The 20,369-nt window shown below is 63.9% G+C and carries 17 protein-coding genes; 9 read left to right on the top strand and 8 right to left on the bottom strand.

The window, feature by feature from the left end; genetic code table 11:
- Window positions 1–1,849: 1,849 nt before the first annotated feature.
- The 3 genes from AADZ78_RS16005 (at window position 1,850) to AADZ78_RS15995 (ending at window position 6,750) form a co-directional block, all read left to right on the top strand.
- Entirely contained in the window at window positions 1,850–4,549 is a 2,700-nt protein-coding gene (locus tag AADZ78_RS16005; protein WP_085250896.1) for a TNT domain-containing protein, read from the top strand.
- Entirely contained in the window at window positions 4,546–5,070 is a 525-nt protein-coding gene (locus AADZ78_RS16000; RefSeq protein ID WP_085250897.1) for a TNT antitoxin family protein, read from the top strand. Before AADZ78_RS16005 ends, AADZ78_RS16000 begins: the two co-directional genes overlap by 4 nt.
- A gap of 240 nt (window positions 5,071–5,310) precedes the next feature.
- Window positions 5,311–6,750, top strand: a complete 1,440-nt coding sequence (locus tag AADZ78_RS15995; RefSeq protein ID WP_085251832.1) for an ISNCY family transposase — start codon at window positions 5,311–5,313, stop codon at window positions 6,748–6,750.
- 554 nt (window positions 6,751–7,304) lie between these two features.
- Here AADZ78_RS15995 and AADZ78_RS15990 read toward each other — a convergent pair.
- Genes AADZ78_RS15990 through AADZ78_RS15980 form a run of 3 tightly spaced genes read right to left on the bottom strand, consistent with a single transcriptional unit; the run spans window position 7,305 to window position 9,502 of the window.
- A complete protein-coding gene (locus AADZ78_RS15990) occupies window positions 7,305–7,607 on the bottom strand; it encodes a hypothetical protein (protein WP_204903380.1) in 303 nt (100 codons plus the stop codon).
- A 24-nt stretch (window positions 7,608–7,631) separates the two neighbouring features.
- Complete coding sequence (locus AADZ78_RS15985) at window positions 7,632–9,206, bottom strand: hypothetical protein (RefSeq protein ID WP_204080038.1); 1,575 nt, start codon at window positions 9,204–9,206, stop codon at window positions 7,632–7,634.
- The gene (locus tag AADZ78_RS15980) at window positions 9,188–9,502 is read right to left on the bottom strand and encodes a DUF2563 family protein (RefSeq protein WP_085250553.1); all 315 of its coding nucleotides are present in this window, start codon (window positions 9,500–9,502) and stop codon (window positions 9,188–9,190) included. The genes AADZ78_RS15985 and AADZ78_RS15980 overlap by 19 nt, the downstream gene beginning before the upstream one ends.
- A 396-nt stretch (window positions 9,503–9,898) precedes the next feature.
- Here AADZ78_RS15980 and AADZ78_RS15975 point away from each other — a divergent pair, with 396 nt between their 5' ends.
- On the top strand, window positions 9,899–11,344 hold the full coding sequence (locus tag AADZ78_RS15975; RefSeq protein WP_085250554.1) for a hypothetical protein: 1,446 nt from the start codon (window positions 9,899–9,901) through the stop codon (window positions 11,342–11,344).
- An 83-nt stretch (window positions 11,345–11,427) separates the two neighbouring features.
- Here the strand turns inward: AADZ78_RS15975 and AADZ78_RS15970 are convergent, their stop codons facing one another.
- Window positions 11,428–11,838 carry a F420-dependent biliverdin reductase gene (locus AADZ78_RS15970; RefSeq protein ID WP_085250555.1) on the bottom strand — a complete coding sequence of 137 codons (411 nt, stop codon included), beginning with the start codon at window positions 11,836–11,838 and terminating at the stop codon, window positions 11,428–11,430.
- A gap of 35 nt (window positions 11,839–11,873) precedes the next feature.
- Here AADZ78_RS15970 and AADZ78_RS15965 point away from each other — a divergent pair, with 35 nt between their 5' ends.
- The 5 genes from AADZ78_RS15965 to bla all read left to right on the top strand — a co-directional run bounded on the left by AADZ78_RS15965 (window position 11,874) and on the right by bla (window position 16,244).
- Window positions 11,874–12,623, top strand: a complete 750-nt coding sequence (locus tag AADZ78_RS15965; protein WP_085250556.1) for an SDR family NAD(P)-dependent oxidoreductase — start codon at window positions 11,874–11,876, stop codon at window positions 12,621–12,623.
- Window positions 12,620–13,792, top strand: coding sequence for a precorrin-6y C5,15-methyltransferase (decarboxylating) subunit CbiE (gene cbiE / locus AADZ78_RS15960; protein ID WP_085250557.1), 1,173 nt, complete (start codon window positions 12,620–12,622; stop codon window positions 13,790–13,792). The genes AADZ78_RS15965 and cbiE overlap by 4 nt, the downstream gene beginning before the upstream one ends.
- Complete coding sequence (gene cobM / locus AADZ78_RS15955; RefSeq protein ID WP_085250558.1) at window positions 13,789–14,538, top strand: precorrin-4 C(11)-methyltransferase; 750 nt, start codon at window positions 13,789–13,791, stop codon at window positions 14,536–14,538. The genes cbiE and cobM overlap by 4 nt, the downstream gene beginning before the upstream one ends.
- Window positions 14,535–15,263 carry a cobalt-precorrin-6A reductase gene (locus tag AADZ78_RS15950; protein WP_139828713.1) on the top strand — a complete coding sequence of 243 codons (729 nt, stop codon included), beginning with the start codon at window positions 14,535–14,537 and terminating at the stop codon, window positions 15,261–15,263. Before cobM ends, AADZ78_RS15950 begins: the two co-directional genes overlap by 4 nt.
- A gap of 72 nt (window positions 15,264–15,335) precedes the next feature.
- Window positions 15,336–16,244, top strand: a complete 909-nt coding sequence (bla, locus tag AADZ78_RS15945) for a class A beta-lactamase (protein ID WP_085250559.1) — start codon at window positions 15,336–15,338, stop codon at window positions 16,242–16,244.
- Here bla and AADZ78_RS15940 read toward each other — a convergent pair.
- The 4 genes from AADZ78_RS15940 to AADZ78_RS15925 are packed head-to-tail and all read right to left on the bottom strand — an operon-like array spanning window position 16,241 to window position 20,241.
- Window positions 16,241–17,713, bottom strand: coding sequence for a precorrin-2 C(20)-methyltransferase (locus AADZ78_RS15940; RefSeq protein WP_085250560.1), 1,473 nt, complete (start codon window positions 17,711–17,713; stop codon window positions 16,241–16,243). The two genes, bla and AADZ78_RS15940, sit on opposite strands and share 4 nt — an antisense overlap.
- On the bottom strand, window positions 17,710–18,336 hold the full coding sequence (locus AADZ78_RS15935) for a precorrin-8X methylmutase (RefSeq protein ID WP_085250561.1): 627 nt from the start codon (window positions 18,334–18,336) through the stop codon (window positions 17,710–17,712). Before AADZ78_RS15935 ends, AADZ78_RS15940 begins: the two co-directional genes overlap by 4 nt.
- A gap of 9 nt (window positions 18,337–18,345) precedes the next feature.
- Window positions 18,346–19,437 (bottom strand): precorrin-3B synthase, encoded by a 1,092-nt coding sequence (gene cobG / locus AADZ78_RS15930; RefSeq protein ID WP_085250562.1) that lies wholly within the window; start codon window positions 19,435–19,437, stop codon window positions 18,346–18,348.
- A 45-nt stretch (window positions 19,438–19,482) separates the two neighbouring features.
- Complete coding sequence (locus AADZ78_RS15925) at window positions 19,483–20,241, bottom strand: class I SAM-dependent methyltransferase (protein WP_085250563.1); 759 nt, start codon at window positions 20,239–20,241, stop codon at window positions 19,483–19,485.
- Between the last annotated feature and the right edge of the window lie 128 nt (window positions 20,242–20,369).

Here is a 20,369-nt window from a genome sequence, read left to right as displayed (position 1 = left end):
ACGGCTGTTGGAGCAGAAACGTTTGGTAGGCGTGCAGTTGAAATCTGTGCCGGCGGCGCTATGCCCGGCAAGTGGAACGGTGAACCCCCAGACGGGGGCCCAGCCACGGCTGCAATGGGAGGTCGCATGTTTGCTGCTTGGCCTGGAACGATGGCAACTGGCTGCTGGATGTGGGGTGATCCGATTGGAGGGCGCAAATCGTCCGTCCTGCCGGGAATTCTCATCGGAGGTTCTTGCTGGCCAGCCAGTCCTTCTGGTGGGTTTAGGTTGTCAGTCTTGCCAGGGATCGGTGATGAATAAGGCCGAACAGCCGCTCTCACCTGATCGCGAATTAGTGCTTTGTTTGGGGATCCAAACATACGTTCTGTGTTGATCCCGTGTTCGGCAGCGAACTGCCAAGACGACTTGGGGATGCCGTCCCTATCGAGCACTGTCTGAATAGACCCGAGTATATTGCTGCCGCACGAAGCAGCTTTGCCATTGGCGCGAGACTGACAGTCAAACACGACATCGGTGATGCTGTCGATCTTAGCATCTATGGGCTCTTTTGATTCGAGAATCTTCTTAATACGGTTGTTGCCTTCCTCTGCGATAGCCGCAAGTTCCGAACGCATCTCGCTGGCGGAGTCGTAAGCATATTGGCAGCTGGCTCTTTTCGTCTCATTCTTCTCACCGACTTCTCGTGCGCTGTTCTCGCCTCGCCGAAAGGCTTCACGTAGATCCTCGACCGTTCGGCCCTGTTGGATTGCCAGCGGTCCCGATCTGGCGTGCTCCAATCGATCGGAGAAGCGATGATAGTTCGCGGCCGTACTAGCAAAATTACTCGCCGCATTTGTAATAATAGTCAAGTTTGCACCGTTTGGCCAAACATGACCGACCAAGATTGGTGACCACTCGCCCGACGGATAGTCATTCATTTACATAACCGATCTACTGCCTCTGTCTCAGCGCCAATCCTGTTGCGCAACGCATCTTGGATGGAATCCGGATTATCTGCCATTGAACCAATCGCGAGTTCCTGCAGCGAATTCGCTAAGGCGCGAACTGAATTAGCTAAATCTGTGGGAGTCGCTGGTTCAGCTACCAGCCGATCCAGTAGATACGCCCCACCATCGAAGAGTGCCAACCGTGCATGGGCGGCAACCGCGATTCTGCCAATTTCATCGCCAGGAACCGGGTTCTGCCGATTGGTGTTAATACTTACCACTTGGTGGACCTGCTCTTGTGTCGCACAAATGTTCGCCTTGGCGTCGGCGACCTGCTGGTCAGTGAAGTGCGGTGTCGACGGAGTCGGCGATACGTCCGCGCGCGGTTCGGGACGGAACCACCCCGCGACCGCAAGACCTACAGCTACTAGAGCTATGGCTAGTGCAACGAATCCAGGCCAGCGTGAAGGGGTTCGCGAGGCAGGCGGTACTGGCGAAGGCCAGGGGCTGAGCGCGGCAGGTGGCGGAGGGAACCCAATCGGGCCTGGCGCATGGGGAACCCCATCGGCTGGCATATCTGGCATTGGGTGATGGTATTCGCTGATTGCCGGATCGGCTATTCGTATTAGCTAGTGTTCTGCTATGCAAGATGTGAGCTTCGGCTAAACCGGCTCAGCTCGTTAGCTGACTTCCGGCAAGACCGTTGTGGACGCGACAGCGAGATGCACCGGTGAATTGCAATCTGGTGGGTGAGGCACCCCTGTGCGCTCGGGTAGGGGTGAGTACCGGTGGGGGACGGCATGGGTAAGAATTCCGCGTGTGGCTGATGGTGTGCCAGGTGTTGGCTTAGTTGACTGTGCTCGCCGTGGATGTTGTTTGCACCGGTGTGATGGCCACGAGTATGGGTATGTGGTCGTGAGCTGATGGCGCCGCTGGCGGTAGATCCCGCGGCCCTCGACAATGCCGGTTCTGCGATAGTCTCCGCTGGCGAGGGGTTGGGGTCGGTGATCTCCACGTTGACCACTACGCTGGCCGGGTTTGTGGGGATGGCCGGTGATGATCCGGCTGGAGCGGTATTCGGGCGCTCTTATGACAGGTCGGCGGCCGCGCTGTCCCAAGCGATGTCGGTCGCGCGCAATGGGGTATGCAACCTCGGCGATGGTGTGCGGATGAGCGCACACAACTACTCGTTGGCCGAGGCGATGTCCGATGTCGGCGGGCGGGCTGCCCCGCTGCCGGTGCCCCCGGTGACCGGCTGTGTTGCGGCGGGTTCGCCGCCGTCTGCGGTCGGGGCCAGCGGTGGCGCCCCGGCGGGTTGGGGGTGGGTGGCTCCCTATATCGGAATGATCTGGCCGAATGGGGATTCGGGAAGGTTGCGTGCGGCGGCCGTGGCGTGGCGTAGTGCGGGCACGCAGTTCGCGCTGGCTGAAATCCAGTCGACAGCCGGTCCAATGGGCGCTATCCGTGCACAGCAGCTTCCCGAGGCCGGCCAGATCGAATCGGCATTTTCTGATGCTTACGCCAGCACCATCACCATTGTGGGGCAGTGCCAAGCGATCGCGGTCCAGCTGGACAGTTATGCGGCCCACATCGACGCGGTGCATGCGGCGATCCTGGATTTGTTGGCCCGCATCTGTGACCCACTGACCGGGATCAAAGAGGTGTGGGAGTTTCTGACCGGCGAGGATGAAGACGAGATCCAACGCATCGCCGATGACATCGCGGCGGTGATCGACCAGTTCACTGGCGAAGTCGATGCGTTGAGCGCTGAGATCACCGCGGTGATTTCGCAGGCCGAGACCGTGATGACCACCATGGGTCGCCACGCGGCTAAGGAATGGGATCAGTTCCTGCATCACAACCCCGTGGGACAGGTCATCAATTTTGCTGGCCAGCGTTGGAAAGGCATCGGCGAGGTAGCCGCAGGACTGGGTGAAACCGCCTTGGCCTACAACCAGATCCGGCTCTTGCTCGACCCGCTGGGCTTTAACCGTGATGCGGGAGAGATGGTGCGGGGCATGGCACCGCTGGTCGGCCTCGGCGGTGCCCGCGCGCCTTCAGTAAGAGAGTCGTGGAAGGAGCTGCTCAAGGACACGGTCCACTGGGACGATTGGTCTAAAAGCCCTGGCGAGGCGTTGGGGAAGACCGAGGGCGACCTCGCGACGATGTTTCTGCCCGGCGGACCGATCTCGAAGATGGGTAGCAAAGGCCGCGATCTTCTTGAGGCAACGAGAGGGCTCAAGAAGCCACCCGACCCGCCTGCCCCACACGTTGAACCCCGGGCCGCGACTCCGCAGTTGGGACCGGAACCGCCGGCACCACACGCCGAATCGCCCGAACCCGGCCGCGCAGCGTCCGCATCGCAGCCTAAACCCGCACTGGCACCCGCTAGCGGGCCGGTGTCTCACGGCCCAGCCGAATCCAAGACACCAGTCGCCGAACAGGCAGCCACCGGTGAGCTGCCCAAACCGGCAGGGCCGTCGCCAGTGTCGACAGGTCAGCCGCGCGTACCCGCACCCACCGCGCCCGGCGAACACCTACCACCGCCCGACTTGCAGCTAGGCGAACGTGTCCCCGTCCAAGCACCTGCGCCGGCTTCGCCGGGCGGTTCCACACTCAATCCGAACCTTGACGAATCCGCGCTGGCTCATGCGCCCGTGTCCCCCGCCGGCGGATCTCCCGTTGAACCAATACCTGACGCCATGCACTTGTCGCAGCGGGTCCCGCCTCTCACATCTGCGGTCCCACACGCGGCTGCTCCAGACTTCACGTCTCCGAGCAGTCGCCCACCCGAACCACCTGAAGCGTACGGCGGTGGCCCACATGGCCCTGGCGAAGGCGGTCTCCCGGCCGGTCTGCCGTCAGACGGTGACGGTTCGCACGGGTCTGGCCACGGAGGTACGCCGGGCGGGCACCCGTCCGGACCACCGCTCGATGGCGGTGATCAGCCCGGGCCTGGCCACAGCAGTCTGTCCGGCGGCGGTCGTCAGGATCCCGTGCATTCCCACGAGCCGGCCGGCGACGGATGGCATCGGTTGTCGGACAAACCAACTGACCCGCATTATGGCGAGCGCCTTTCGGATCATTGGAAATACCCCTATGATCCAGCAGAACTCAGCCACATAAACCCGGAAGTAAGGAATCTGATAAAGGATTTCGACGCGCCCTTCGGCCGCGATCTGCAGGGGCGTGCCTATATTCAGGAAGAATATGAGCAACGCTTTAACATGTTGGGCCCAGAAGGCGAGCATTGGTACAATTTTCCTGGTAACGCTGGCGCTGTACCAGGAACGAGAGTTGCCTATACCGACGCCGGTCGGTTTGTGCAAGATTATGGCGCGTTGCTTGATAGGATCGGTGACGATGAAGGCAAATACTTAGCTGTGATGGAACATGGACGCGCGGCCTCTTGGGAAGAGCGGGCTCTTCATGTCAATTCACTCAGCGATCCATATCATAGATATTCTCTGGGTCGTTTGCCGCACGGATGGACCATTGAAGTATCAGAGGTCGCACCCGGGCTCGGCCAGCAGGGCGGATCACTCCAGGTGCGGATTTTCGATGCCGAGGGTGAGGCGCGAAGTGTGGAAGAGTTGCTTGACAGCGGGGTTTTGCTACCGTGACGAACAATGTGGACCTTTCGGCGGAGTTGGAAGACTGGGTTCGGCTCGCCGGATTGGAAGTGATGCAAGGATCGCAAGCCAATGATGGCCGGACGGTTATTTGGAATAAGGGCGGTGAAATTCGCTACTTTATCACTGTTATTGATGGCTGTTATGTCATTACGTCATCGGATCGAATGAGTGCTGAGGTTTTTCACTTCGCTGCGGTTGCGCGGTCGCTGGTAGAAAAGTATCTTTTCGGGCGTTTTGGCGGGTCGGTCCGAAAGATTCGCGGTCTTCAGCGTGTGCGAAAGCCTTTTTTTCCCGACGAATTGCGTCCCGGGTACACCATCGGCAAAGTTTTTTTCGCCTCTCGTGAACGAGATGCTCTTATAGACTCGACGGGCGCGATGGTTGCAATTGCTGCGGCTGACCGGCTGGTTGAATTATCACACTATATGGACACTACGGTAGATGTTATAACCGATTCATTCCTCGATCCGGAGGGTGGGCCATTGTTCACCCCTCTGGGGCGACAGTAGATTCTTTTTCCCTATTCTTGACAACTTTCCAAAAAGATCGCGCCGTAATACTTAGCCCAGAATCGCATTGAGAGACTTAGGGCGGAAGCTACCCGCTTCGGTCGAGCAGGTTGGACGGTGCAGCGCGCCCCTCTACTAGCTACTTCGACCTGAAAAAGTCGGCGCGTTGATCCGCGGGTTGATGGTGCTGAACAGGAAAGATGGCCTCAAGCCCTTGTTGCGGAAGGGATTGAGGCCATCGTGTTTCGTACTGTAGGCGATCAGGTGTCGCTTTGGGAGGCAGTGCTTCCCGCGGAGTTGTTGAAGTTGCCCGATGAGTTGGCGCGGGTCGATGGGCTGCTCGATGATCCGGTGTTCTTCGCCCCGTTCGAGCCGTTCTTCGATACACGGATCGGGCGTCCGTCCACGCCGATGGAGACCTATCTGCGGTTGATGTTCTTGAAGTTCCGTTACCGGCTGGGCTATGAGTCGCTGTGCCGAGAAGTCGCGGATTCGATCACTTGGCGCCGGTTCTGCCGGATCGGACTGGATGGGTCGGTGCCGCATCCGACCACGTTGATGAAGCTGACCACCCGGTGTGGCAGTGCGGCGGTCGACGGGCTCAATGAGGTGCTGTTGGCCAAGGCGGCTGAGGCGAAGTTGTTGCGTACTAATCGGATTCGGGTGGATACCACGGTGGTGCCGGCTAATGTGGCCTATCCGACCGATTCGAGTCTGCTGGCCAAGGCGACGCGCCGGATCGCCGGGATCGGCAAGCGGATCCAGGCCGCTGGGGGCGCGGTGCGCACCCAGCTGCGGGACCGCTCCCGCGCGGCGGGCAAGCGCGCGCACGCGATCGCGTCGAAACTGCGCTCTCGCGCCGCGCTGGGCCGCGACGAGGCCAAGGCCGCGGTGCTGACCAGCACCGGGGAGCTGGCTGTGCTGGCCAAAACCGCGGCGCGCGAGGCCGAGCGGCTACTGGTCAACGCCAAGCGGGCGGTGCGCCGGGCCCAGGTCAAAGCTGCCGACCTGCGCGCCCGCGGCGAGCATGATGCAGCAGCCGGCCGGCGACGTGGCCGGCTGGTGCGTGCGGTCAACGACCTGGCCAAACTGCTGGAAGCGACGCGGCAGATCGTGGCGCAGACCCAGCAGCGCGTCGCCGGGCACATCCCGGACGGGGCGAGTCGGCGGGTCAGCCTTCACGACGGCGATGCCCGCCCGATCGCCAAGGGCAGGCTGGGCCGGCCGGTCGAGTTCGGGCACAAGGCCCAGATCGTCGACAACGACGACGGCATCGTCCTGGACCACCGTGTGGAGCAAGGCAATCCACCCGACGCGCCGCAACTAGCGCCCGCGGTCAAACGGGTCACCAAACGCGCCCGGCGTACCCCGGGCACCGTCACCGCCGACCGCGGCTACGGCGAGGAACGCGTCGAAAACGACCTGCACGACCTCGGTGTACGTACGGTCGTGATACCGCGAAAAGGCAAACCCGGCAAGGCTCGGCAAGCCGAGGAACACCGGCCAGCCTTCCGACGAACAATCAAGTGGCGCACCGGCAGCGAAGGCCGCATCAGCACTCTCAAACGAAACTACGGTTGGAGCCGCTCCTCCATCGATGGCACCGAAGGAACCCGAATCTGGACCGGACACGGCGTCCTCGCCCACAACCTAGTCAAGATCAGCGGCCTCGCAGCATGACCCGACGCCCCAAAGCACGGATCTCTGCCTCCACAGTCACGCGGTATTCGCGCACCAACAGCAGACTCAGGGGCCGTCACTTTTTCAGGTCGAAGTAGCTAGCGCAAACACGCTCAAACCACCCCGGTCCCGATCTACTGCTGCAGTACTTGACGTTAAGAAATCGCCGCGTCGATTCTCAATCAGAATGCCGTAAATGGGGACGCAGCTTTGGATGGCACCACATGCTGCGATATCTCGCCAAGCGATTCACATCGCAATGACTTATTCGGTGTTTTCTGCATTTACACAAAATACAACACAGCAAACACCGCCACGAATACAAACACGCCAAAAAAGGCCGCAAATGCTCCTACGGAGAATGCCGTTGTACGCTTGAAGGCCATCGTAAGTCCGCATAGAAAGAGAGGAAAAATCGGCGCAAAGAGCCAGAAGTAGCCTATTGTAAGCATCGTTGATAGTACGCCAACGAACAGGCCCGCGAGGAGTTGGACAGGTCGTTTTCGAGCGTGGTCGAAAGGGCTTTGATAACTGGATGGTGTTGCCATATCAGCTCATCTGCTGGAAGGGATAACAAAGAATACGGTAATGACGAGCAATATTGACCAGCCCGTGAGTGGTGCCAGGATAACTCCGAGCGCTAACGTTCGCCAAAACGATGTTCTGGTACCGAAGAATAGAATTACGCCCACAGCAACAATAGCTAGAGATGTTTGAGAAACAAAAGTGTAAAAGAACCGTGTCGATATATGTCCGTGTTCAATGACTGACATGGCCTTGGCTATAATCGCCCACAGAAATCCACCGGCGATTGCCCCGGTAAACGTTGCTCGTACCCAGTCGACTGGTTCTTTCATCCAATCCTTACCCAAACGGAGATTTTATCGTGGCAGCAGCGGCGGCAGCATAACAACCGGATCATGAATACCTATCTGGGGCGCGTTGTCAGGCGTCCCCAGTGGGTAGGTGCCCGGTGGCGTCGTGACGAGCGGCGGAGCGATTGGCGCTGCCGATGGACCGTGTCCAGGATGGGGAAGTGCGGGAACTTTGGGAGCCGGATACTGATCGTTAAACCCTAACTCAAGAGCTTGGTCTCCGATCGGCTTGTGCCACCAAAGACCCGCTGCAGGTCCGAGAGCGCCATCCACGAAGTGAGGCCATGCCTGCGCGAGCGTTGTCGTACTTGCTCCAGGCCGATCGCTGTAAATCTCGATTGCTGGAAAATTTGTCACGGTTCCACCTACGCGAGGCCCTGCCGCCGTCGGCTCAATGACGATAGTCCCGTTCACATCGAATGAGAGGGCCTTTGCAGGCGCTTCGCCGCCTGGTGAGAACGGATCGGCCGCACTGTATTTGATCATGACGGATCCATTGCTGCGTTGCACCGCCGAGATTGTGGGTGTCCCGGCTCGAATCTGACCGGTCTTTTCGTCGATTGAAGGGTTTTGCCTGGCCACTATGATGCCGTTCTCGTAATCGACATAAATTGACACCCTCGATGCCTCCGGCCCAGCTGTGGGAGAGAACCCTCGATTGTCACCAAGATTGTTGTGGTACGGCGGTATATCGGCTTGGGGGTCTAACACCGCTCGGCCCGGAATGAAGAGGTTTGTCCGCACCACGCCTTGGCCGGGCACTGGTTCGATCCGGCCGACGACGATGTTGGCAGGCACACCACCGTTCTTCGGATCGTAGCTATGTGGGTCCAGGGCCGCAGCCGTCTCCCAGTCGGCCGCTGAACTCGGTTGTCGGCCGAAAACCTTTGTAAAGGCTTCGATCTGGTTCTGCCGCCTGTTGCCTTCTGGTTCAGCCTTGGACGGTGACCCGGACGCGTCAAGATCCCCGATGGGCGCCTGGTCGTAGCCATCGACTCGAAGGGTAGCCAGCGACTTTTGTAGATAGTCCGAGTAGCCGGTGCGTGTTGACTGGATCTGAACCAGGGTTGCATTCGTGTCACCGATGGCTTGATGCTCGAGGGCGGAGATCCTTTGATCGATTATCGATCTTTCAACCGCACTGAGGTGGCCGCTGTTCTCCAGGTCGAGGGCTTCACCGAGTTGCCTGTCGAGGTCTTGTAGTTGTGTCTCCAAGGTCGAGATCAAAACGCCTGAGGTGTGTTGCGTTTCGGCGAGAGCCGCCGCGATGTTCTCTAAATCAATCGCGATCTTGGGCAACTGCTCGGATTGCATACCCAGCGATCTCGTGATGCGCTCGACTTCGGCGGAGTCATTGATCGGGTGATCACCGTTCTCTCGATTCCAGGACGCTTCGAAGCGCCGGCGTGCCTCATCAAACGCACTATTAGCCTCGGTGCTGCATCGACCAGCATCGTGAAATGCCTGAGCCAGGTCCGAAATCTGTGCTGGTCGACCACTTTGGAGACTTCTGTCAATTGCCCAAGGGTCGCCGCCCGCTTGGGCGATTAGCCGCGGAATGCTTATGTATTGGAGTCGCACCGCACCACCCGTAGTAACGCGGCGTTACGTTCGTCCATATCGGCGAATTCCGTTGCGGCGGCTGCCGCCTTGTCACCGAGTGAGGTAAGCGCTTCCTTGGTGGCGTCCAACGTTCGCACATGGTGGGCTTGTGCTGCAATGACCGCGTCGTGAAATGCCGCGGCCGCGGCGAAATCGCCGAACATTGTCGGTAGTTGCGGCCCGCGCGTCAGGCGGGTGACTCCGTCATGTGCGTGACCACCGGCGTGATGCGACTCTTGGGCTCCGGAGCGGAGTAATCCCATGTCGACGAACATCGCTTCCCCTCTCCGAGTATCAAGGCTTCAATATCGCAACGGCGCCAAGCGATCCGGTCCTGACACGTGACTCCGAGGTGGGCGCGGCATCGCGCCCCTGACATGAGCTCTGGCGAGGTTAACCGCTGGTTTTTCGTCGCGCAATTCGTCACGTGGGCTCAACCTGAAGGTCCGCGGGCGACGATCGGGGATGCGGTTGTCTGGGGCGGTGCGTCGGAAGGTGACACGGCGGTTGGTTAGCCAGTGTCACAAGGAATCCCGAGACGAAATGCGATAGCGTTAAGCATCGAGGTCTGCGTCGACATTTCCGACCGCACCTCGCGGATCCAACAAGTAACGGCAACACTTCGACAACATCTCTCGAAATCCGCGCGTTGACATGCGAACCTAGCGCGCATGCCCCGCGCCCGATGGCTGCAGAGCGCAGTCGTCGTAAGCGTGTTCGCGATCGTCATAACGCCGGCCACACCGGTGCGAGGCGATACCTCCCCGACCGCACCGTGCGACGCCATCAGCCCGATCGCGATTCCCTGCGTCGCGCTCGGCAAAGGCGCTGACGCAATCGCCGCAGAGTGCCGGCGCGCCGGCATACCCGATACAAGCTGCACCATTCCGCTGGCCCACCGGGTCACTCAAGCGGCACGTGACGCCTACCTACGGTCATGGGTACACCGCACCGCGCAATTTCAGTACGCGCTCGGAAACCCGTTGCCGCTCAGGGACACTCAGTGGCTCGGCACCCACAACTCGTACAACAGTGTCGCCGAATCGCTCACCGTGTCGCATGTCGATTCAAACCAGCAGCTGACGCTCACCCAACAACTAGACATCGACGTCCGCAGCATCGAACTGGACCTGCACTACATTCGACGGCTCGAGCGCCTCGGGGCACAAGATGTCACCGTGTGTCACGGGCTTGGACCGGACAAGGCAAACCTGGGCTGCACCACCGAGCCAGCCCTCGCGAAGGTGCTGTCGGAGATCGCGACCTGGCTCAACGCACACACCGACGAAGTCATCCTGCTGTATCTCGAGGACGAGTTGAAGCACCCGGCTGCCTACGCCTCGGCGGTCGCCACCCTGGAAGCCGGACTAAGGCGCCCGGACGGCGACAGCCTCATCTACCGCCCTGACCAAACCCGACGCGCCGCCAACGGCTGTGTCCCCGTCCCGCTCGACGCGTCGCGTGACGACATCCGCGCGTCCGGCGCCCGCGTCCTGCTGGTCGGCAACTGTGCACCGGATTGGTCCAACGACGTCTTCGACTGGAACAACCGCGAGGTCGAGAGCGGCTCTACCCCCGACTACCAGCCCTACCCGGCGTGCGACGCCACCTACGGCAATGCCGTCTACGCCTCGAAGCTGGTCCGCTACTACGAGGACTCCACGTTGGTCGGGGCGCTGTCGACGCCGCTGCGGCCGCCGGCCAATCCAGCGGCGCTTACCCCGCCGAAGGTGCAGGCGATGACCGACTGCGGTGTCAACCTGCTCGGCTTCGACCAGCTGCTGCCCGAGGACGGGCGCATCCAGGCGTCCCTATGGAGCTGGGCGCCGGACGAACCGCGCGCGAGAGCCGGAACCTGCACCCTGCAGGGAGCCGACGGCCGCTGGGTCGCCGCTCAATGCACGGACGCGCACCCCGCGGCCTGCCAGAGCCCGACCGGCACGTGGACCGTGACGCCGAGCGTGCCGTTCACCGGGGCTTCGTCGGCCTGCGCCGCCGCAGGATCGAACTTCGCCCTGCCACGAACCGGAGACCAGAACGCCCGTCTGCATGCGGTGGCCGGGGCCGCCGGCGGTGCTTGGGTGCGCTACGCGACCAAGCCCGAGCAGTACGGCTAGCGCGGCACCGCGGCAGTGCGGCATCGCAGCACCGCGGCACCGCGGGAAGAACGCCTACCGCAGGGACGCGACAACGAAGCCGATTACTGACCCCGGTCCAGCAGATCCGACGAACCCAGCACCCGCTCCACCTCGACCTCAATGACCACTCGCCGGGGATTGGCCCGAGGGGTGCGATAGCGCTGCGCGTAGCGCAACTCGGCATCGCGGACGGCGTCGATCTCTTTGTTGACGGTGGCCTTGCCCTCGAGCGATAGCCACCGCGCGCCGTCGACTTGGCTGAGGACGGCGATCCCGCCGCGATCGGCGTTGACCGCCTTCTGCGATCCGCCGGTGGTGATTACCCGGGCGATGTGGGTCTTGGGATCGAAGGTGAAGCCCACCGCAACCACATGTGGCGAACCGTCGGTCCGCAGGGTGGTCAGCATGGCGAGATGGCGTTCGGAGAGAAACGCCAACGCGTCGTCGGTGAGCCGCGTAGTGGTATTCGCCATCGCTCCTCACGCTAGCGCAGGTAATAATCGCAGCCGTGGACGACACGGGCGCAGGTCCGGTGGTAATTTTCGGCGGCCGCAGCGAGATCGGCACCGAGCTGGCGCGGCGTCTGGCTCCCGGGGCGACAGTGGTACTGGCCGCTCGGGGCCCGGATCAGCTGCATGAGCAAATCGTCACCCTGCGCGAAGCGGGCGCAATCAACGTCTACACCAGGGAGTTCGACGCCGACGCGTTACAGTCGCACGGCCCGCTGGTCGCGTCGATCATCGCTGAGCACGGCCCCATCGACACCGCGGTGCTGGCGTTTGGAATCCTCGGTGACCAGGCCCGCGCCGAAACCGATGCAGGACATGCCGTCGCCATCGTGCACACCGACTACGTCGCCCAGGTGAGTCTGCTCACCCATCTAGCCGCCGCGATGCGCACGGCCAACAAAGGATCACTGGTCGTGTTCTCCTCGGTTGCCGGTATCAGGGTGCGCCATGCCAACTACGTCTACGGATCGGCCAAAGCCGGCCTGGACGGCTTCGCCAACGGATTAGCCGACGCGCTGCACGGGACCGGCGTAAAGCTTCTCATTGCTCGACCGGGATTCGTGATCGGACGCATGACGGCGGGCATGACGGCGGCGCCGCTGTCCAGCACGCCCGAGCAGGTGGCCGAGGCCACCGCCCGTGCACTGAAAAAGGGGCGGCGCACCGTCTGGATCCCTTGGGCGCTGCGACCCCTGTTCTTCACCCTGAAGCTGCTACCGCAGTTCGTCTGGCGCAGGATGCCGCGATGATCATCGTCGTTGGTATCGGCGCCGACGGGATGCCAGGAATCTCGCAGACCGCAAGGTCCGAATTGCAAAGAGCCGCGGTAGTTTACGGCTCAAAGAGGCAACTCGACCTGCTCGACGGCACTGTAACCTCGGGGCGCCGCGAATGGCCGTCACCCATGCTGCCCGCGCTACAAACGCTGGATCCGGATGGAGCCGACATCCACGTGGTAGCTAGCGGAGACCCGCTGTTGCACGGCATCGGCGGCAGCCTGATCCGCATCTTCGGTGCTAAGAAGGTCCGCGTGCTACCGCACGTGTCGGCGGTGACCCTGGCCTGTGCCCGAATGGGCTGGAACGTCCACGACACCGAGGTGATCAGCCTGGTTACGGCGCAACCGGGCGCCGCGGTGCGCCGCGGCGGCCAGGCGATCGTCTTATCGAGCGACCGCACCACACCGAAGGCGCTGGCGGTGTTGCTTAACGCCTACGGACGCGGTGATTCTCAGCTCAGCGTGCTCGAACAGCTCGGCGGTCCCAGCGAACGCAGACGCGACGGCACCGCGCGGGATTGGGCCGACAGTACCCCCACAAACGTCGACGATCTGAACGTCATCGCTGTCCGCTATCTGCCAGACGAGCGCCTGAGGTCCCTGCCGGACGACGCATTCGTCAACGACGGGCAGATCACCAAACACGGGATCCGGGCGGTGACCCTCGCGGCGCTGGCGCCGCGGCCGGGACAGCGACTCTGGGATGTTGGCGCGGGCTCGGGCAGCATCGCCGTCGAGTGGTGTCGGAGCTGGCCGGGCTGTAGCGCGGTGGCATTCGAACGCAACGAGCACCGCCGCCGCAACATCGGATTCAATGCCGCCGCCTCCGGCGTGAGCATCGATGTGCGTTGCGAAGCGCCTGAACAATTCGAGGACGCCGCAAGACCGGACGCCATTTTCGTCGGCGGCGGCCTTACCCAGCCCGGTCTGCTGGACGTGTGCCTCGATAACTTGCCCGCAGGCGGACACCTTGTTGCCAACGCGGTCACCGTCGAGTCGGAAGCCGTTCTTGCGCAAGCCTACTCGCGATACAAAGGTGCGCTCGAGCGCTTCCAGCACTACCAAGGCGAACCGCTCGGCGGCTTCACCGGTTGGCGCCCGCAGCGGCCGGTCACCCAGTGGACGGTGACCAAGCCGTGACGGTCTATTTCATCGGAGCGGGCCCGGGCGCCGCCGACCTGATCACGGTCCGTGGCCAACGGCTCCTCGAAACCTGCCCCGTGTGCCTGTATGCGGGTTCGATCATGCCGAAAGATCTGTTGGCACACTGTCCATCCGACGCCAAGATCATCGACACCGGCCCGTTGACGCTCGACCAGATCGTCACCGAGTTCGCCGACGCCGACGCCGCCAACCTCGACGTGGCCCGGTTGCATTCCGGTGACCCGTCGCTGTACAGCGCAGTGGCCGAGCAGTGCCGACGACTCAACGCCCTCGGTATCGACTACGAAATCGTCCCGGGCGTACCGGCTTTCGCCGCAGCCGCTGCGGCGCTCAAGCGTGAGCTCACCGTTCCCGGTGTCGCGCAGACCGTCACGCTGACGCGAATAGCCACCCTGTCGACACCCATGCCGCCCGGTGAAGACCTTGCCAACCTCGCTCGATCCGGCGGCACCCTGGTGTTGCACCTGGCCGCAGCCCAGATCGACACCATCGTTCCGCAGCTACTCGCTGCGGGCTACAAACCCGAAACACCAACGGCGGTAGCGGCTTTCGCTAGCTGGCCACAGGAAACCGTGCTACGCGGCAGCTTAGCCGATATCGCCACACAGATGCACGACGCCAACATCACCAAGACCGCCGTCATCGTTGTCGGCGATGTGTTGGCCGCCGAGGGTTTCACGGACAGCTACCTCTACTCGGCGGCACGCAGGGAGGCCGATTGACAAGGCTGCTGCTGCTCGGCGGCACCGCCGAGGGGCGCGCGCTGGCCAAGACCTTGCACCCGCGCGTCGACATCATCAGCTCCCTGGCGGGCCGGGTGCCCGACCCGGCGTTGCCCGTCGGCCCGGTGCGAATAGGCGGGTTCGGTGGCGCCACTGGGCTGCGGCAGTGGCTCACAAAAGAAAACATCGGCGCTGTCGTCGACGCCACCCACCCGTTCGCGGCAACCATCACCGCACACGCCGCACAGGTCTGCGGCGAACTACAACTGCCCTACCTGGTGCTGGCCCGTCCGCCGTGGGAGACCGACAACGCCGTCGTCGTGACATCCGATACCGAAGCGGCTGAAACTGTTGCTCAACAAGGCTATTCGCGGATATTCCTGACCACCGGCCGATCGGGCGTCAACGCTTTTGCCGACAGCGACGCGTGGTTCTTGATCCGCGCGGTCACCGCGCCGGACGGCGCCTCGCTGCCGCGTCATCACCAGCTGGTGCTGTCCCGTGGGCCGTATCGCTACGCCGACGAGCTGCAGCTCTTACGAGAGCACCGCATCGAGGCATTGGTCACCAAGAACAGCGGCGGCGACATGACCCGGGCCAAGCTGGACGCCGCTGCCGCATGCCACATTCCGGTGGTAATGGTGGCCCGCCCGCCGCTGCCGCCCGGCATCGACACGGTGGGCACCGTGCAACAGGCCGCCGATTGGGTCGCCGCGCTCGGCTAACGGTCCCGTGCCTACGACCGTCTGTCGTAGCACCGGCGATCCGGCGCTCCAGCGAACGTGTGATACTGCGGCATGCCCGACAGCCCGGACACCGGCTTCGGCCGGCGTGAGCTCATGGCCGCCGCCCTTTTGATTCCGCTGGCAGGATGTGCGCGCCGCGCCAGCGGTGATCCTCCCGCAGTGACGACCGCGCTGGCACGACCGGATATCGCGGCTCGCTTCAGCGAGCTCGAGCGCAACTACGAGGCCCGCCTTGGCGTGTACGTGCCAGCCGCCCAGATCGCATACCGCGCCGACGAGCGGTTTGCGTTCTGCTCAACCTTCAAGGCGCCCCTTGTCGCTGCGGTGCTGCACCAATTTCCACTCCCGCATCTGGACAAAGTGATCACCTACACCAGCGACGACATCCGGTCGACCTCCCCGGTGACGCAACAACACGTGGCGACCGGAATGACGATCGGGCAGCTGTGTGACGCGGCGATCCGCTACAGCGACGGCACCGCCGCCAATCTGCTGCTGGCCGACATCGGTGGGACCGCGACATTCACCGGGTATCTGCGCGAGTTGGGCGACACCGTGAGCCGGCTGGATCAAGTGGAGCCGGAGTTGAACCGCGACGCCCCGGACGACCAACGCGACACGACGACCCCGCACGCGATCGCCCTTGTCTTCCAACAGCTTGTGCTGGGCAACGCGTTGCCCGCCGACAAGAAGGCAATGCTGATCGATTGGATGGCGCGCAACACCACCGGAGCCAAGCGCATTCGGGCGGGATTTCCCGCCGATTGGAAAGTCATCGACAAGACCGGGACCGGAGACTACGGGCGGGCCAACGACGTCGCAGTGGTATGGTCGCCGACCGGCGTGGCCAACGTGGTAGCGATCTACTCCGATCGTGCCGCCAAGGGGTATGACGCCGAACCCAGCGACGGGTTGATCGCCGAAGCGGCTGCGCTGGTAGCGTCCGCGCTGGGCGGCTAGCCGGGGTAACGTCGGGGAGTGAACACCCGATCTCCGGAATCTGTTGAGTGCCACTGTGTTTGGGAAGATCCGACGATCAGTAGGCAGCGCATGTCGACATCGGCCGGGTTCAGATCGGCCAATCGCACCACACGCACGTCTTCGTCGGGCCGCGATACGTTTCGCCCGATCACCACCGGCGTGCCGGGCTCGCGATGGGCCAACAACAGGTCACGCATCGCGCCCACCTGCCAGGTCCGCGTTTTCGACGCCGGGTTGTAGATGGCCAGCACCATGTCGGCTGCGGCGGCGGCGTTCAGCCGTGCGGCGATTGTCTTCCAGGGTTTGAGTCGGTCGGACAGCGAGATCACGGCATAGTCGTGACCCAGCGGGGCGCCGACCCGGCTGGCCACGGCCTGCGCGGCCGTCATCGCCGGAATCACCCGGATCTGCACGCCCGGCCATTGCTTGGCTTCCTCCAGCACGGCGGTGGCCATCGCGAACACCCCCGGATCGCCGGACGACACCACCGCCACCGCGTGCCCCTGCTCGGCCAGCGCGCAGGCCAATCGCGCGCGGGCGGGCTCGTCGGTGTTGTCGCTGGGATGGCGCCGCTGGCCGTCACGGACCGGCACCCGGCCCAGGTAGCCGTGATAGCCGATCAGATCGGTCGCACTGGCCAACTCGCGTCGGCTCTGCGGCGTCAGCCAATCGATGTCGCCGGGCCCCAGCCCCACCACCGCGACGCTGCCTGCCATCGACCCTCGTCGACGGCCACCAGGAAGCATCGCCAGCGAGAAATACGGAACGCGGGTCTCGTCGACCTCGGCGGCCGGCAGCACGCGTTGTTCGGGCGTGCTTGCCCGCTCCACGTAGAACGCCTCGTCAAGCTGGCCGGACACCGAAAGTGCTTCCCGGACATTGTGATACGAACGACCCAGCTTGAGAACCACGGCCGCGTCGGCGTCGGCGAGGCGCCGGGTCAGCTCGGCCACCGGCAGCGTGCCCGGTAGCACCGACAGCACCTCGTCGCCGGCCACCAGCGGCGTCGCGACCGCCGCCGAGGCCGCACTCACCGACGTCACGCCCGGCACGATGACGGCGTTGAACCGATGGGTGAGCCGGGTGTGCAGATGCATGTAGGAGCTGTAGAACAGCGGGTCGCCCTCGGCGAGCAGCGCCACGTTGCGCCCGGCGTCGAGGTGCGCGGCGATCCGCCGGGTGGCATCGGCGTAGAAGTCTTCGAGCGCGCCGGCGTAGCCGCCGAGATGATCGGTGGTCTCCGTGGTCACCGGATAGACGAGGTGCTCCTCAATCTGGCCGGCCCGCAGATACGGTTCGGCGATGCCGCGGGCGATGCTGCGACCATGGCGGGCGCTGTGGTAGGCCACCACGTCGGCCGCGCCGATCACCCGGGCGGCCTTGACAGTCACCAATTCCGGATCGCCGGGCCCCAGCCCGACTCCCCAGAGCGTGCCTCTCGAAGTCATTCGGCGTCGGTCGCGATCGCGTTGACGGCCGCGGCTGCCATGGCGCTGCCGCCACGGCGGCCCCGCACCACCAAATACGACATGCCGCGTGGGCGCTCGATGAGCTCCTGCTTGGACTGCGCCGAGCCGACGAAGCCGACGGGACCGCCCAGCACCGCCGCCGGCGCCGGGGCCCCTTCGTCGATCAGCTCGAGCAGCCGGAACAGTGCGGTGGGTGCGTTGCCGATGGCCACGACGGCGCCGGCCAGCCGGTCGGCCCAGAGTTCCACACCGGCCGCCGAGCGGGTGGTCTGCCGGCGCGCGGCGAATTCGGCGGCGCGCGGATCGGCGACCAGTGTCACCACTTCGTTGCCGGCGGGCAGTCGTGCGGTGGTGATCCCCGCGGCCACCATCGACGAATCGCACAGCACCGGGGCGCCGCCCGCTAGTGCGGTGCTGGCGCGCGCGACGACGTCGTCGGTGTACGCGACGTGCTCGGTGATATCGACCTGTCCGCAGGTGTGGATCAGCCGGACCACCACGCGCGCGACGTTGGCGGGAAATCGCGTCAGGTCGGCTTCGGCGCGGATCGCCGCGAACGACAGTCGGTAGATCTCCGCCGCGTCGCGAATGTAATCGAGCACTCGCTCACCTTAGGGCCTGAGCGGCTGGTATCCCTCCGCAGTGGCGACCAGCACCTCACCGGCAAGTGGGCTGCCGCACCCGCGTTCGCAGCCGACGAAGTGCCGATGCACGCCGGAATCGGGATCCAGCGACTGTGCCGCGTCGGCGCGCACGTCGGCGGCCGAGTGTGCGCAGCCGGGGCTGCCGGTGCAGGCGCTGACGGTCAGCCAGGGGGAGCTGTCGTCGAAAACCAACCCCAACGGCGCCAGCACGCGAAGCGCGACGTCCGCCACCTCTTCGCTGAGATCGCACACCAGCACCGACCGCCACGGCGTGACCACCAGCGGCGCCTCGATGGCGGCCAGATACTCCGCGACCCGCGCCGACAGCACCCCCAGGGGCACCGCGGCGCCCAGCGTGACCCGGCCGTCATCCTGCGGTATCCAGCCAACCGGCCCCTTGGTGACGGGCGGGAACGCGGCACCCAGCTCGACGCTCGGCAGCAGGTCTGTGATGTCGGCTAATTCGTGTACTCGCCAAGCATTTCCGCGAATCTCGATAAACCGCAGCGCAATGCCCAGCAGCGTCTCGCTGACATTGCCGACCCGCATTCCGGTCTCGCGCCCGCCCAGCACCAGCGCACACCCGTCGTCGAAAACGTGCACGCCAACGTCGGCGCCCAAGCCGGACACGTCGCCGCGGCCATCGTCGAGGCTGAACCAGAACCGGCCGCCCAGGTCCGCCAGGCGCGGCTCGGCGCGGATCGCGGCGTCCAGCTCGCCCACCCACGGCCGAATATCGGCCTTTCCGCCGACCCGGCCGGACAGCGGCGACGCCACGATGTTGCGGACCCGCTCGTGCGTCGCCGACGGCAGCAGCCCGGCCGCCGCCAAGGAGCCCGCCGCGGCCTCGACATCGGAGATCCCGCGCAGCTGCACGTTGCCGCGCGCGGTCAGCTCGAGCGTTCCCGAGCCCACTTCGCTCGACACGTTGGCCAGCGTCGCCAACTGGGCGGCGGTGATGATTCCGCCGGGCAGCCGCACCCGCGCCAACGTGCCGTCGGCGGCCTGGTGCACCTGCAGTGTGCCGGGGCAGGCGTCCGTGTCGCGTGCTCTGGCCACCTGCTCACGGTACGGGAGATCACGTGAGCAACCCACGGGCCGACATCACGAGGGCTTGCGGGCCTCGATGAGGGCGCGGGTGGAGTACGTGACGAAGGAGCCCTCGGTCTGGATGCGCTCGTGCAGTGCCCGCAGGTGATCGAGGTAGTGCTCGACGGCGAAATCAGGGATGAACCAGATCACCTTGCGCAGAAAATAAATGACGGCGCCGACGTCGAAGAACTCCACCCGCAGGCGCTCCATCTGCAGGTTGACGATCTGAAGGCCGGCGGCTGCGATGCGTCTGAGCTCGACGTCTGGGTAACGCTCGGTCGGGTTGCGCGGTCGCGGCCCGAGAAAGTGCTCGCGCAGCGCCGTCAATGTGGCGGGCCCGACGTGTTGCGCGAAGTAGGTGCCGCCTGGCCGCAGAACGCGCGAGATTTCGGACCACCACCGGGTGCTGGGGTGGCGGCAGGTCACCAGGTCGAACGCAGCATCGGCGAATGGCAGCACCGGGTCGTCGCCGGTGGCGACGACGACCACGCCCAGCGGATGCAGTAGCTTGGCGGCCAAAGCCAGGTTCGGTGGCCACGATTCGGTGGCGACCATGGTGGGCGGGAAATTGCCCGCACCTGCCAGCACCTCGCCGCCGCCGGTTTCAAGGTCGAGGGCAGCCGTCGCGTTCGCCAGCCGGCCGCTGAGCTGTCGTTGGTAGCCCCAGGACGGGCGTTGTTCGGTCGCACGGCCGTCCAACCAGGAAAAGTCCCAGCCGTCGGCGGGTGCCGATTCCGCTTCGGCCACCAAATCCTCAAACGTTCGCGCCACGCCGGCGATGGTAGCCCGGTCACGAGCAGTGGTAGCCAATCACGGCGGTCCCGGGCTGTGCGACGCCGATGGTTCCCACCCCAGCCCGCGTCAATCACCTCTATCGCCGGCCGCTGACGCGTTCGGCC

Source organism: Mycobacterium riyadhense, from assembly GCF_963853645.1.
In the GTDB taxonomy this organism is placed as follows: Bacteria; Actinomycetota; Actinomycetes; order Mycobacteriales; family Mycobacteriaceae; genus Mycobacterium; species Mycobacterium riyadhense.
This window is presented reverse-complemented; position numbering and strand designations above follow the sequence as displayed.

Excerpts from the sequence above, each read along its gene's own strand:
- AADZ78_RS16005 (WP_085250896.1), top strand. The coding sequence starts at position 1,850 with ATGGCGCCGCTGGCGGTAGATCCCGCGGCCCTCGACAATGCCGGTTCT.
- AADZ78_RS15990 (WP_204903380.1), bottom strand. The coding sequence starts at position 7,607 with ATGAAAGAACCAGTCGACTGGGTACGAGCAACGTTTACCGGGGCAATC.
- AADZ78_RS15980 (WP_085250553.1), bottom strand. The coding sequence starts at position 9,502 with ATGTTCGTCGACATGGGATTACTCCGCTCCGGAGCCCAAGAGTCGCAT.
- AADZ78_RS15975 (WP_085250554.1), top strand. The coding sequence starts at position 9,899 with ATGCCCCGCGCCCGATGGCTGCAGAGCGCAGTCGTCGTAAGCGTGTTC.
- AADZ78_RS15970 (WP_085250555.1), bottom strand. The coding sequence starts at position 11,838 with ATGGCGAATACCACTACGCGGCTCACCGACGACGCGTTGGCGTTTCTC.
- cbiE (WP_085250557.1), top strand. The coding sequence starts at position 12,620 with ATGATCATCGTCGTTGGTATCGGCGCCGACGGGATGCCAGGAATCTCG.
- bla (WP_085250559.1), top strand. The coding sequence starts at position 15,336 with ATGCCCGACAGCCCGGACACCGGCTTCGGCCGGCGTGAGCTCATGGCC.
- AADZ78_RS15940 (WP_085250560.1), bottom strand. The coding sequence starts at position 17,713 with ATGACTTCGAGAGGCACGCTCTGGGGAGTCGGGCTGGGGCCCGGCGAT.